The organism is Paracoccus lutimaris (assembly GCF_003337565.1).
In the GTDB taxonomy this organism is placed as follows: domain Bacteria; phylum Pseudomonadota; class Alphaproteobacteria; order Rhodobacterales; family Rhodobacteraceae; genus Paracoccus; species Paracoccus lutimaris.
The window spans coordinates 114,181-127,332 of record NZ_QPJL01000001.1; the positions used below are offsets into that span (position 1 = coordinate 114,181).

Consider the following 13,152-nt stretch of genomic DNA (forward strand, 5'->3'; position numbering starts at 1 on the left):
CGGCTTTCAATGGCCGGGTTGAAACCGTGACGGCAAGCAGCTTTGGAACCCGCCGGGGGCGGGGAATTCAGGCTGATCCTCAGACCAGCCGCTCATTCTCCATCGCCGCCCGGACGAAGCCCGCAAACAGCGGTGCCGGCTCGAAGGGTTTGGATTTCAGTTCGGGATGGGACTGCACGCCGATGAACCACGGATGGTCGCGATATTCCACCACCTCGGGCAGGCGGCCGTCCGGCGACATGCCCGAAAAGCTGAGCCCCGCACCCTCGAGCTGGTCGCGATAGGTGGCGTCGACCTCGTAGCGGTGGCGGTGGCGGTCCTCGATCTCGGTCGCGCCGCCATAGATGTCCGAAATCTTCGAGCCGGGGGTCAGCACGGCCGTATAGGCGCCCAGACGCATGGTGCCGCCCTTGTCGTCGGTGAGCTTGCGCTGAACGGTATAGTTGCCCTGCACCCATTCCTTCAGGTGATAGACGACCGGGGTGAAGCGGGTCTCGCCGGCCTCGTGGTCGAATTCCTCGGAGCCGGCATCGGGCATGCCGGCCAGATTGCGCGCGGCCTCGATCACCGCCATCTGCATGCCCAGACAGATGCCGAGATAGGGCACGTTCTTTTCGCGGGCGTATTTCGCCGCCGCGACCATGCCTTCGGTGCCGCGCTCGCCAAAGCCGCCGGGCACGATGATGCCGTTATAGCCGTCCAGCAGATGCGCGCCTTCGCCCTCCAGCTTCTCGCTGTCCACCCAGTCGGCCTTGACGCGGACGCGGTTGGCCATGCCGCCATGGGTCAGGGCCTCGGCGATGGATTTATAGGCATCCTCAAGCTGGGTGTATTTGCCGACGATGGCGACGCGGACGCGGCCCTCGGCATGGATCAGGCGGTCCATCACATCTTCCCAGCGCGAAAGGTCGGGACGCGGCGCCGGGCTGATCTGGAAGGCGTCCAGCACCGCTTGGTCAAGACCGGCGCGGTGATAGGCCAAGGGCGCCTCATAGATGGATTTCAGGTCATAGGCCGGGATCACCGCATCGGGGCGGACGTTACAGAACAGCGCGATCTTGGCGCGTTCCTTTTCCGGGATCGGATGTTCGCTGCGGCAGACCAGCACATCGGGCTGAAGCCCGATCGAGCGCAGTTCCTTGACGCTGTGCTGGGTGGGCTTGGTCTTCAGTTCGCCCGACGCGGCCAGATAGGGCAGCAGGGTCAGATGCATGAAGATGCAGCGCCCGCGCGGGCGGTCCTGCGCGAATTGCCGGATCGCCTCGAAAAAGGGCAGGCCCTCGATATCGCCGACCGTGCCGCCGATCTCGCAGAGCATGAAATCGACCTCATCCTCGCCAATTGACAGGAAGTCTTTGATTTCATTGGTAACGTGGGGGATGACCTGAATGGTCTTGCCCAGATATTCGCCGCGGCGTTCCTTTTCCAGCACGTTGGAATAGATCCGCCCCGAGGAAACCGAGTCGGTCCTGCGCGCCGAAACCCCGGTGAAACGCTCGTAATGGCCAAGGTCCAGATCGGTCTCGGCGCCGTCATCGGTGACGAAGACCTCGCCATGCTCAAAGGGGCTCATGGTGCCGGGATCGACGTTCAGATAGGGGTCGAGTTTGCGCAGCCGGACCGTATAGCCGCGCGCCTGCAACAGCGCCCCCAGCGCCGCCGATGCCAGCCCCTTGCCAAGGGAAGAAACCACACCGCCGGTGATGAAGATATAACGCGCCATGAGGCCCCCGTGAGTAATCAAATAGATGATCGCGGCCCGAATCTGGGCGGCATCACGGGACCCGATCTATATCCGATTTGTCCCGTGGCCGCAACGGACCGCTACTTGTTGTAAGGGGCGCGATTTGCGCCCCCAAATTCTGGTGTCAGTTCGTGGGCGCCGGAGCCGGCGTTTCCGCCGCGGGTGCCTCGGCCGGTGCCGGGGTGGCGGGCGGGGTCACGGGGGCGGCGCTTTCCGCCGGAGCGGCGGGCGCCTCAGCAGCGGGCGCCTCGGCTGCCGGAGGCGTGACCGGCTGGGCTGCGCCCGGAACCACGGGCTGGCCGGCGCCGGGCGGCGGGGCATAGTTTTCAAGCCCGGCGGGCAGGTCGGTCGTCGGCGCGGTCGCCGTGCCGCCAAGGTCCAGCTGGTCCACGATCGAGCCGTTCGAGGCATTGCGCGCTGCGATGACGGTCAGCGTGACCGAGGTGATGATGAAGCCGATGGCAAAGATCCAGGTCAGGCGCGACAGGGCATTGGCGGCCTGACGGCCGGTCATGACACCGCCTCCGCCACCACCCATGCCAAGGCCGCCGCCTTCGGACCGCTGCAAAAGCACCACTCCGATCAGCAGGACTGCAAGGATCAGATGCACGGTAAGGACGACGTTTTCCACCACGGGGCCTTTCATTCAGCGACGCGCCTATCTAGTCACCAAGGCGGGGATTGGCAAGCGGGGGCGGCAATGGTCGCGCTGATGATTCAGGGAACCGGCTCGAATGTCGGGAAATCGCTGCTGGTGGCGGGACTATGTCGTGCCGCAAGGCTGCGCGGAATCCGCGTCGCGCCTTTCAAGCCGCAGAACATGTCGAACAACGCTGCCGTGACCCCGGACGGGGGCGAGATCGGCCGCGCGCAGGCCCTGCAGGCCCGTGCGGCGGGGCTTGAGCCCTCGGTCCACATGAACCCGGTGCTGCTCAAGCCCGAAACCGACCGCGCTGCGCAGGTCGTCGTGCAGGGCCGCGCGGTGACGCGGGCTGCGGCGGCGGATTACGCGGGGCTGAAGCCGCAGCTGATGGGGGCGGTTCTGGACAGCTTCCAGCGCCTCTCCGCCGCGCATGATCTGGTGCTGGTCGAAGGCGCCGGCAGCCCGGCCGAGGTCAATCTGCGCGCCCGCGACATTGCCAATATGGGATTCGCCCGCGCCGCCAATGTGCCGGTTGTGCTGGCGGGCGATATCGACCGGGGCGGGGTGATCGCGCAGATCGTCGGCACGCAGGCGGTGATCGATCCGGAGGACGCGGCGATGATCCGGGGTTTCCTGATCAACCGTTTCCGGGGTGATCCGGCGCTGTTCGATGCCGGACGCGCCTTTATCGCCGAGCGCACCGGCTGGCCCGATCTGGGCCTTGTGCCGTGGTTTCCCGATGCCGCCCGCTTGCCGGCCGAGGATGCGGCCGATCTGCGCCGCAGTTCCGGGGCAGGTGCCTTGCACATCGCCTGCCCGATGCTGTCGCGGATCGCGAATTTCGACGATCTGGATCCTTTGGCGGCCGAGCCGGGCGTCCGGCTAAGCATGGTTTCGCCGGGACAGGCGCTGCCGGGCGATGCCGATCTGGTCGTGCTTCCCGGCAGCAAATCGACGCGCGGCGATCTGGCCTTCCTGCGCGCGCAAGGCTGGGACATTGATCTGGCGGCGCATCTGCGGCGGGGCGGACGGGTGCTGGGCATCTGTGGCGGCTATCAGATGCTGGGCCGCATGATCCACGACCCGCATGGCCATGACGGCGCGCCGGGCAGCGATCCCGGCCTGGGGCTTCTGGACGTGGAAACCCATATGGCCCCCGACAAGCGCCTGACCCGGATCGAAGGCCACGCCCAAGGCCAGCCGATCGAGGGCTATGAGATCCATATGGGCCGCACCACCGGCCCCGATTGCGCCCGCCCCTTTGCCCATATTCCGCAGCCAGACGGCGCGGTCAGCTCCGATGGCCGTGTCGCGGGCACCTATCTGCACGGGCTTTTTGCCAGCGACGCCTTTCGCGCCGCCTGGCTTTCCGGGTTCGGGACGTCATCCGCGCTGGATTACGGCGCCGGCGTCGATAAGGTCCTGGACCGTCTTGCCCAGCATCTCGAGGCGCATCTCGACGTCGACCGGCTGTTAGCTCTGGCCGGGTGAGGCCCGCCGCCACGCTGCGACCGGTCCCCGGGGGCAAGCCACCAGGGCAGAGCGCCCGCCATGCTTTGGCGATGATGCGAATCTGGGCCTGACCTTTTCGCCGAGAAAGCCCAAGACAGGCAAACGCCTGCCGGGATGAAACTCGGCAGGCGTCATGTTCACGGTCTCAAGGCCGGAATGCGTCAGGGACCCGCGCCGGGCGCGGTGATCCCCGCAAATGCGATCAGTCGTCGTCGCTGTCGGGCATGTCGGCGATCTCGTCCAGCGACACGTCGCCGTCATCATCGTCGTCATCCAGCAGATCGTCGTCCAGATCGCCGCCATCGGCGTCATCGTCCAGATCCTCGTCATCGACCAGATCGGTCTGGTCGGTGTCACGTGCGGCGGTCTTTTCCGAGATCAGCGAGCGCGCGCGGCCGCTGGTCAGGCTTTCAAGGGTGAATTCCGCACCGCAAGCCGGGCAGGTCATCGGGTCGTTCATCAGGTCATAGAAGCGCGTATTGCAGTGGGGGCAAAGGCGTTTCGTGCCCCATTCCTCTTTGGGCATGGTATTCTCTTTCTGCCACGGTTAGGTAAATCCGCTGTCCCCTGCCACAGCCGGTGCGGGGTGTCAAAGGCTTTTCCCCCTTGCGGTGGAATGCGCGGCAGGATCGGATGGCATGGGCGGAAACAGCGCCCGTCAAGACACATGAAAACACCAAACGATGCGGGGACGATGAGCAGCATTCTGGTCGGAGGCGACATTCCGGTGACCCTGCGCCGCTCGGCCCGGGCGCGGCGGATGACCCTGCGCGTCGCGCGTGCGGGCGGCGAGGTGGTGCTGACGTTGCCCCAGCGCGCCAGCGTGCAGGACGGCCGCGCCTTTGCCGAATCGCGGACCGAATGGCTGCGCCAGATGCGCGCGCAGATGCCGAGGCTGCAGCTTGCGGGTCTTGGCGCAAACCTGCCGGTCGAGGGCGTGGCACGGCTGGTCACCCCGACCGAAGGGCGCCGGGTCGCGCTGACCGATGACCGCCTGCTGGTGCCGCAGGGCCGGCCCGTGGGCGTGGTCGTGGCGGCCTTTCTCAAGCATCTGGCCCATGCGCGGCTGAGTGCCGCCTGCGACCGCCATGCCGCCGCGCTGGGGCGCCCTTTCCACGCCCTGTCGCTGCGCGACACCCGCTCGCGCTGGGGCAGCTGCACCCATGACGGGCGGCTGATGTTCTCATGGCGGCTGGCCATGGCCCCGCCCGAGGTGCTGGATTACGTCGCCGCGCATGAGGTCGCACATCTGGCCCATATGGATCATTCCCCGGCCTTCTGGGCGGCCACGGCACGGCTGATGCCCGACTATGCCCACCACCGCGCCTGGCTGCGCAGCCATGGCCATGAGCTGCTGGCCTGGCGCTTTCGCGACGAGGGGGATGACGGCGATGACAGCGGCGATTGACGGCGCCGGATTTTGTGATCACATGGGCGCATGAACGCCTCGCGCCCCCCCGAGACCTCGGCCCATGAGCGGCTTTACCGCAACCTGCGTCAGCGCATCATGCTGGGGGAATTGCCGCCCGGCCTGCCGATGACCCTGCGCGGAATCGCGGCCGAGCATCGCGTCTCGATGACCCCCGCGCGTGAGGCGGTGCGGCGGCTGGTGGCCGAAGGCGCGCTGACGCTGTCCTCATCGGGGCGGATTGCGACGCCGGAACTGTCGGTCGAGCGGATCGAGGAATTGGCGGCGCTGCGCGGGCTGATCGAGCCGGAACTGGCGGCGCGGGCGCTGCCGCGCGCCCATCAGGCGCTGATCGAGCGCATGGCGGTCATCAACGCCGCCATCGGCGAGGCGGTCGAGCGTCACGACGCCGTGGGCTATATCCGCACCAATCTGGAGTTTCACCGCATCCTTTACCTGCGCGCGCAGGCCCCGGCGATGCTGGCCATCGTGGAAACGGTCTGGCTGCAACTGGGGCCGACGATGCGGGCGCTCTATGGCCGGGTGAAGCGGCACGAGCCGCCGCGCCATCACCGCATGATCCTGGCCTCGCTGCGCGCCGGGGACGAGCCGGGGCTGCGGCTGGCGGTGCGCGCCGACGTGACCCACGGGCTGCGCCATCTGGGCACCGAGGGTCAGGCCGCGCGCTGACCACGAAAAAGGGCGCCCGGCAGACCCGCGCGCCCCGTTTTCCGGTCGGACGTGTTCGTCCTGTCAGACTTCCTCGATGCGCAGCTCGACCGGCTCGCCGGCGATGACGCCGGTCTTGGGCAGGGCCTCGATGGCGTGATCGATGGCGTCGGGCGTGGTCTTGTGGGTCACGATCAGCACGGGCGCGATGCCCGCCGTTTCCGAATGGCCGTATTGGCGCATGCGGTCGATCGAAATCCCGGCCTCGCCCAGGACTGAGGCGACCTTGGCCAGTGCGCCCGGCTTGTCGGTCAGTTGCAGACGGATGTAATAGGCGGCCGGCACGGCGGTGCGCGCCGCCTGCGGGGTGGCAAGCTCTGATGCCGGCTGGCCAAAGCTGGGCATGCGCACGCCGCGCGCGATCTCGACCACGTCGGACATGACCGCGCTGGCGGTCGGGCCTTCGCCGGCGCCGGCGCCGCGCAAGACGATCTGGCCGACCGAGTCGCCCTCGACCACGACCATGTTGGTGCCGCCCTGCAATTGCCCCAGCGGGCTTTCGGCGGGCACGAGACAGGGCGACATGCGCTGTTCCAGCCCGCGCCCGGTCATCTGCGCCACGCCCAGCAGCTTGATGCGATAGCCCATGTCGGCGGCGCGGCGGATATCGTCGATGCTGACGCGCTCGATCCCCTCGATCTCGACGGCGCCGAAGCTGGGCTTGGCGCCAAAGGCGATGGCGGCCAGCAGCGCCAGCTTGTGGCTGGCGTCAATCCCGCCCACGTCCAGCGTCGGATCGGCCTCAAGATAGCCAAGCTGGCGGGCCTCTTCGAAGACCGTCTCATAGGGCAGGCCGGCATTCTCCATCCGGGTCAGGATATAGTTGCAGGTGCCGTTCATCACGCCCATGACGCGGCGGATCTCGTTGCCGGCGAGCGACTCGGTCATCGTCTTGATGATCGGGATGCCACCGGCGACGGCGGCCTCGAAGCGGATGACGCGGCCATGCGCCTCGGCCAGTTCCGCCAGTTCCTGACCGTGGATCGCCAGCAGCGCCTTGTTGGCGGTGACGACATCCTTGCCGGCCTTCAGCGCGGCGGTCACCGCCTCGCGGGCAATGCCCTCATCGCCGCCGATCAGTTCGACGAAGACGTCGATATCATCGCGCACGGCCAGCGCGCGGGCATCGGTTTCCCAGGCATAGCCGGACAGGTCCACATCGCGGTTCTTCATCCGGTCGCGGGCGCTGACGGCGGTGATCGCCACCGGACGACCTGCGCGCGAGCTGAGCATCGCGGCATGTTTCTGGATGATCTTGACGGTGCCGGTGCCGACCGTCCCGAGACCTGCGATGCCGAGACGAAGCGGAGAGGCGTTTTGCCCCGGTTTCTGGGCGGACATGGAACACTCTTATCTATGGGTGAGGCGGTGTTAGCGGATGGCGCGCGGTCTTGCAACGCGGGGCTTGCGCGCAGGGTTGCGCGCAAGCTTACGCCCAAGCTTACGCCTCGTCATCGCCGGCCCAATAGCCCTCGACCCCGGTGGCGCGCATGACGCGCAAGACGCGGGTGCCGATCTCGACCGTGTCGGCGCTGATGGTCTCCAGATCGGTAAGGCTCAGCCCGTGGTCAAAGACCTCGCCCTTGGTATTGACAAAGGCCGGATGCCAGCGGGTCTTGTCCTCGGTCGGGCGCCACGAGGCATGGCACAGAAGATTGCGATGCAGCCGGATCGCGGCCAGGCGGTCGGTGATGCGGTTGCGGTCGCGCAAGCCCGGATAGCGGCGCATGGCAGCATCCAGCTGGTCGATCTGCGTGCCCATGGAATCGTCGGCGATCTGCCCGATATGGGTCAGCCAGGTCTGCAATTCCTCTTGCGTCAGGTCATCGGCCAGCCGCGCGCGGTCCAGTGCATAGATGGTGCGCTTGATGATTTCCTCAAGCCAGCCGAAATTCGCCACGCATTGCCCCAGGGCTGCCGCGAATTCCGGCGGCAAAGTGTAATGCGTCTCGGGCGGCGCGCCTATTCGCGCCACAGCTTTTCGACCCAGCTGACCGGCAGCAGGTAATGGCGCAGGTGCTTGAAGACCCCTTCGCGTCTGCGCCCGTCGAATGTGGCGCGCAGGTGATCCATGGGGCTAAGGTGGTCGTCGCGGTCGCTCCAGCGTCCGGCAATGGCGTCGGGCGGGTTCAGGTTGCCCGGGAAGATCACGATCCGGGTGCCGGCGGGAATGCGCGCCTCGCGGAAATAGTTCAACGGAAAGTTCGGCACGCAATGCATGCGGAAATGCGCGAGCCAGCCCTTGGGCCAGAACTTGACGCCCCCCGGCGCGTTGCGGGTGACAAAGCGCTGCTCGTATTTGTACTTGTCCGCCGCCGCCTGCGGATCGGCGCGAAAGATGTCCTGCAGGGGTTTCAGCTTGCCCACCCGCATCCGATAGACCGAGGTCTGGCCCATCTTTTCCAGGGGCGTATTCGGGTTCAGCCCGACCACGGTGTCGTCCGGATCGCCAAAGCTGAAGAAATCGTCAAGGCTGCCGGTAACGATGACGTCCAGGTCCAGAAACAGCACCACGCCCGTCACATCGCCCAGATCGCCCCAAAGCCGCGATTTCGGCCATTTGCCGCGCGTATTGACCGGCGCCTGATACGCGAATTCGGGCAGGGGCCGGATGGCGATATGGGGATGCAGCCCGCTGCCGTCATCGGTAAAGCAATAAAGCCGGAACGGCGGCGTGATGTTGCGCGCGATCATCGCATGCAGGCGGTTCACGAATTCGGGGCCGAACTTGGTGCCCCATTTGATACAGATGATCTGCTTGATCGTGCCGTTGCGCCCGTCGTTCATGCTGTCCTCGCGTTTTGGAGCGAGTCTTTCACAGCCCCCGGGCCCTGACAAGCGGCGCTCAAAGCTGTTTCTGCATCAGGACCAGATCCAGCCAGCGGCCGAACTTGCGCCCGGTCTGCGGCATGACCCCGGTCTGCGCGTAACCCAACGCCCGGTGAAAGGCGATCCCTACGGCATTCTCACCCGAGACCCCGGCGACCATGACATGCGCACCGCGCGCCTTCGCGTGATCCTCGGTCCCCGCCATCAGCACCCGCCCCAGCCCCCGGCCATGGGCCTCGGGGGCCAGAATGACGGTATGTTCCATGGCATGGACATAGCCGTTACCGGCGCGAAACTGGTCATAGCTGGCAAAACCCAGCACCGCGCCGCCGATCTCGGCGACCAGAAACTCGCGCCCCATGCTACGCCGCGCCGCGATCATCGCGGTCAACCCCTCGGCCGTCTTTTCCTCGGATGAAAAGGTGATCGTGGTCTCGCGGATCAGCGGGTTCCAAAAAGCAAGGATTGCCGCAAGATCGCTGTCCCTGACGGGTCTGATGGTCATCCGCTGCCTCGCAATCGAAACCCGCCGCGACCGGGATGGCGCGACGGGTGCTTCTTTCATGCAATAAATATCCATGCGACCGCGCCGGCAAGAGCCGCGCCCGCCGCCTCAAGCCGCCATTTCAGGCGCTGCGGGCCTCGCGGATCAGCGACAGGATGTCCTTGGCAGCGGCGGGAATATTCGTCCCGGGCCCGAAGATCGCCTTGACCCCAGCCTTTTTCAGGAAATCGTAATCCTGCTGGGGAATGACGCCGCCGCAGATGACGATGATATCGCCCGCGCCCTGATCCTTCAGCGCCGCGATCAGCTTGGGGGCCAGCGTCTTGTGCCCCGCCGCCTGCGAGCTGATGCCCACCACGTGCACATCATTGTCGATGGCGTCCTGCGCGGCCTCTTCGGGGGTCTGGAACAGCGGCCCCACATCGACGTCAAAGCCGATATCGGCGAAGGCGGTGGCAATGACCTTGGCGCCGCGGTCATGGCCGTCCTGCCCCATTTTCACCACCAGCATGCGCGGGCGGCGGCCTTCTTCCTCGGCGAATTTCTCGACGTCGCGCTGGATCTGGGCGAACTCGTCATCGCCTTCGTAAGCCGCGCCGTAAACCCCGGCCAGGGTCTTGACCTCGGCACGGTGACGGCCGAATTCCTTTTCCATCGCCATGCTGATTTCCCCCACCGATGCCCGCGCCCGCGCGGCCTCGACCGCCGCTTCCAGAAGATTGCTGCCAGTGCGCGCCCGGCGCGCCAGCTCGTCCAGCGCCGCCTGACAGGCGGCCTCGTCCCGGGTCGCGCGCATGGTCTTCAGTCGCGCGATCTGCGCCTCGCGCACCTTGACGTTGTCGATATCCAGAATGTCGATCGGGTCCTGCTTGGCCAGCCGATACTTGTTCACGCCGACGATGACCTCCTCGCCGCGATCGATCAGCGCCTGACGCCGCGCGGCGGTTTCCTCGATGCGCAGCTTGGGCATGCCGCTGGCGACGGCCTTGGTCATGCCGCCCATTTCCTCGACCTCTTCGATCAGGGCCCAGGCCTTGTCGGCCAGTTCGGCGGTCAGGCTTTCGACGTAATAGCTGCCGGCCAAGGGATCGACGACATGGGTGATGCCGGTTTCCTCCTGCAGGATCAACTGGGTGTTGCGGGCGATGCGGGCGCTGAATTCGGTGGGCAGCGCAATCGCCTCATCGAGCGCGTTCGTGTGCAGCGATTGCGTGCCGCCCAGTGCCGCCGCCAGCGCCTCATAGGCGGTGCGCACGACATTATTATAGGGGTCCTGTTCCTGCAGGCTGACGCCCGAGGTCTGGCAATGCGTGCGCAGCATCAGGCTGGAGGCCTTTTTCGGCGCGAATTCCTTCATGATCCGCGTCCACAAAAGCCGCGCTGCGCGCAGCTTCGCCGCTTCCATGAAGACGTTCATGCCGATGGCAAAGAAGAACGACAGCCGCCCGGCAAAGGCATCCACATCCATCCCCGCCGCGATCGCCGCGCGCACATATTCGCGCCCGTCGGCCAGCGTATAGGCCAGCTCCTGCACGAGGTTCGCGCCCGCCTCCTGCATGTGATAGCCAGAGATCGAGATCGAGTTGAACTTCGGCATCTCATTGCTGGTGTATTCGATGATGTCCGAAATGATCCGCATCGAGGGTTCGGGCGGATAGATATAGGTGTTGCGGACCATGAACTCTTTCAGGATGTCGTTCTGGATCGTGCCCGACAGCACGGCGCGGGGATGGCCCTGTTCCTCGCCGGTGACGATGAAATTCGCCAGAATCGGGATCACCGCGCCGTTCATGGTCATCGAGACCGAAACCTTGTCCAGCGGGATGCCGTCGAAGAGAATCTTCATGTCCTCGACCGAATCGATGGCGACGCCGGCCTTGCCCACATCCCCCTCGACGCGGGGATGGTCGCTGTCATAGCCCCGATGCGTCGCCAGATCGAAGGCGACCGAGACGCCCTGCTGGCCCGCAGCCAAGGCTTTTCGATAAAATGCGTTCGATTCTTCTGCGGTCGAAAACCCCGCATATTGGCGGATCGTCCAGGGCCGGCCGGCATACATGGTCGCGCGCGGGCCGCGGGTAAAGGGCTCGATCCCCGGCAGGCTGCCCAGATGCGGCAGGCCCCTGGTATCCTCGGCGGTGTAAAGCGGTTTGACCTCGATTCCTTCCAGCGTGTGCCAGGTCAGGCTGTCAGGATCGGCGCCTTTCAACTCCTTGCTGGCGAGCTTGCGCCACTCTTCAAGGCCGGTTTGCGGGCTTTTGGTCATCTTGCATCCTTTCCCATGGCCGCCCGGCTCTTATATTGGGTAAGAGACAGGGGGATGATGAAACTGAAACGGTTGATTTTTCTGATGGCGGTGCCGCTGGTTGCGGCAATGGGGGGCAAGCCGGATGGCGAGGCCGAGCAGCGATATGTGCGCGGCGAGGTGCCTGCCGCCCGGGCCGAGGCCCCGGCGCGCGAGCTGCCCGGCAATGAGCTCAGCGTGCTGGCCGCATCCGAGGCCGATCCGGCGGAATTCATGTGGCAGGCGCGGCCGGTGGTGATCTTCGCCGATACCGCCGCCGATCCGGCCTTTGTCGAGCAATTGGCCGCCCTGCGGCGCGATCCGCTGCCGCTTTTGCTGCGCGACGTGGTGGTGATCACCGATACCGACCCGTCGGTAACCAGCCCATGGCGGCAGCAATTGCGCCCCGAGGGGTTTTCGCTGGTGCTGATGGACAAGGACGGGCAGGTCAAGCAGCGCAAGCCCGTGCCATGGTCGGTGCGCGAGATCACCCGCGCCATCGACAAGTTCCCGCTGCGGCTGCAGGAAATCGGCCGCGCCGGGGTGCAATAAAGCATCGCAACAGGGCGTACGCTGCTTACGCGGATGTTGCGATAATCGAAACAAATGACTACCTTTGAAGTGCGGGCCATGCAGCGCCCGCTGGGAAAGGAGCCCGCAATGGCCAAATCGACCTCGCCGCGCAAAAGTTCGCCCGGGGCTGATGCACCTGCTAGCGCCAAACGGTCGCGGCCGGATGCCGCGACGGCCACGCTGGTGCAGCGGCTGGCCCGTGCCCGCACCGCCAATGAAATCACCAATGTCATCGGCCTGCGCCCCATCAAAGGTCGCTCCGGTCCGAAGATCGCCTATTGAGGCGCGCGCGCAATTCTTCCAGTTCCTGAGGCAGGCCGGCCGCGATCTGCGCGGCCTCTTCGTTGACCGCCTCATCCAGCAGCGCATCGACCGCCTCATCGCCGCCGTCCAGACGCGCCGACAGAATCACCATCGCATAACGGCCTGAATAGAGCGTCTCGTCGGTCAGGCTCAGGTAATCCTCGAACATGTCGGCGGCGCGTGCCGGGTCCTGCACGGCCATCAGCCGCAGATCGCCCGCGAGCGAGGACATGATCGCCAGCAGCCGGTAATAGATCACCACCGGGTCGATGACCCGGGCGGGCAACAGATGCACCTCGGCGGTGATGGCGCGAAAGATGCGGTCATTGGCCTCGGTCGGCAGGGCGGGGATATAGCCGCCCTGACGGACCCGCTGGGTCAGGTCGCTTTGTTCGCCGGGCGATAGCTGCTGGTTTTCCAGCGCCACGACATGGGCGCGGATCTCGGCCAGCACGGCGCGCTGGATGTCGTCCACGCGCTCGGTGCGCAGTTGCGTGGCCAGACGGCGATTCTGGCGACCATTATAGACCCAGCCGCCCACGGCGACGGTGGCCGCGACCAGCGCCGCCTGCACCGTGGGATTGAGCCAGTCGTCAAGCGGCGCGGACACGGCGCCCCCCTT

General features: G+C 66.0%; 14 protein-coding genes. 5 read left to right on the forward strand and 9 right to left on the reverse strand.

The annotated features are described in order from the left end of the window. Positions 1-79 precede the first annotated feature (79 nt). Both DFP89_RS00550 and secG read right to left on the reverse strand, forming a co-directional pair. The gene (locus tag DFP89_RS00550; RefSeq protein WP_114347435.1) at positions 80-1,723 is read right to left on the reverse strand and encodes a CTP synthase; all 1,644 of its coding nucleotides are present in this window, start codon (positions 1,721-1,723) and stop codon (positions 80-82) included. 145 nt (positions 1,724-1,868) lie between these two features. After that, positions 1,869-2,390, reverse strand: coding sequence for a preprotein translocase subunit SecG (secG, locus tag DFP89_RS00555; protein WP_114347436.1), 522 nt, complete (start codon positions 2,388-2,390; stop codon positions 1,869-1,871). Positions 2,391-2,444: 54 nt separating this feature from the next. On the opposite strand from secG, the gene DFP89_RS00560 reads away from it, so the two are divergent. Continuing rightward, on the forward strand, positions 2,445-3,878 hold the full coding sequence (locus DFP89_RS00560) for a cobyric acid synthase (protein WP_114347437.1): 1,434 nt from the start codon (positions 2,445-2,447) through the stop codon (positions 3,876-3,878). 223 nt (positions 3,879-4,101) lie between these two features. On the opposite strand, the gene DFP89_RS00565 is transcribed toward DFP89_RS00560, so the two are convergent. Beyond that, positions 4,102-4,425 carry a TIGR02300 family protein gene (locus tag DFP89_RS00565; protein WP_114347438.1) on the reverse strand — a complete coding sequence of 108 codons (324 nt, stop codon included), beginning with the start codon at positions 4,423-4,425 and terminating at the stop codon, positions 4,102-4,104. Positions 4,426-4,593: 168 nt separating this feature from the next. Between DFP89_RS00565 and DFP89_RS00570 the strand changes: the two genes are divergently transcribed. Both DFP89_RS00570 and DFP89_RS00575 read left to right on the forward strand, forming a co-directional pair. Beyond that, entirely contained in the window at positions 4,594-5,307 is a 714-nt protein-coding gene (locus DFP89_RS00570) for a M48 family metallopeptidase (protein ID WP_114347439.1), read from the forward strand. Positions 5,308-5,337: 30 nt separating this feature from the next. Continuing rightward, positions 5,338-5,997, forward strand: a complete 660-nt coding sequence (locus DFP89_RS00575) for a GntR family transcriptional regulator (RefSeq protein ID WP_114347440.1) — start codon at positions 5,338-5,340, stop codon at positions 5,995-5,997. 63 nt (positions 5,998-6,060) lie between these two features. On the opposite strand, the gene DFP89_RS00580 is transcribed toward DFP89_RS00575, so the two are convergent. The 5 genes from DFP89_RS00580 to scpA all read right to left on the reverse strand — a co-directional run bounded on the left by DFP89_RS00580 (position 6,061) and on the right by scpA (position 11,636). Continuing rightward, on the reverse strand, positions 6,061-7,377 hold the full coding sequence (locus DFP89_RS00580) for a homoserine dehydrogenase (protein WP_114347441.1): 1,317 nt from the start codon (positions 7,375-7,377) through the stop codon (positions 6,061-6,063). A gap of 100 nt (positions 7,378-7,477) precedes the next feature. Continuing rightward, a complete protein-coding gene (locus tag DFP89_RS00585; protein WP_114347442.1) occupies positions 7,478-8,011 on the reverse strand; it encodes a hypothetical protein in 534 nt (177 codons plus the stop codon). Then, a complete protein-coding gene (locus DFP89_RS00590; RefSeq protein WP_114347443.1) occupies positions 7,999-8,823 on the reverse strand; it encodes a glycosyl transferase in 825 nt (274 codons plus the stop codon). Before DFP89_RS00590 ends, DFP89_RS00585 begins: the two co-directional genes overlap by 13 nt. A 58-nt stretch (positions 8,824-8,881) precedes the next feature. Next, the gene (locus DFP89_RS00595) at positions 8,882-9,370 is read right to left on the reverse strand and encodes a GNAT family N-acetyltransferase (RefSeq protein ID WP_114347444.1); all 489 of its coding nucleotides are present in this window, start codon (positions 9,368-9,370) and stop codon (positions 8,882-8,884) included. Between the two features lie 121 nt (positions 9,371-9,491). Further along, a complete protein-coding gene (gene scpA / locus DFP89_RS00600) occupies positions 9,492-11,636 on the reverse strand; it encodes a methylmalonyl-CoA mutase (protein WP_114347445.1) in 2,145 nt (714 codons plus the stop codon). Between the two features lie 57 nt (positions 11,637-11,693). Between scpA and DFP89_RS00605 the strand changes: the two genes are divergently transcribed. Together DFP89_RS00605 and DFP89_RS00610 are read left to right on the forward strand one after the other, a co-directional pair. Continuing rightward, positions 11,694-12,206, forward strand: a complete 513-nt coding sequence (locus DFP89_RS00605) for a DUF4174 domain-containing protein (RefSeq protein ID WP_114347788.1) — start codon at positions 11,694-11,696, stop codon at positions 12,204-12,206. Between the two features lie 108 nt (positions 12,207-12,314). Beyond that, a complete protein-coding gene (locus tag DFP89_RS00610) occupies positions 12,315-12,509 on the forward strand; it encodes a hypothetical protein (protein ID WP_114347446.1) in 195 nt (64 codons plus the stop codon). On the opposite strand, the gene DFP89_RS00615 is transcribed toward DFP89_RS00610, so the two are convergent. After that, positions 12,475-13,140: a hypothetical protein gene (locus DFP89_RS00615; RefSeq protein WP_114347447.1), complete on the reverse strand. Its 666-nt coding sequence runs from the start codon at positions 13,138-13,140 to the stop codon at positions 12,475-12,477. The genes DFP89_RS00610 and DFP89_RS00615 overlap by 35 nt on opposite strands. Positions 13,141-13,152 lie beyond the last annotated feature (12 nt).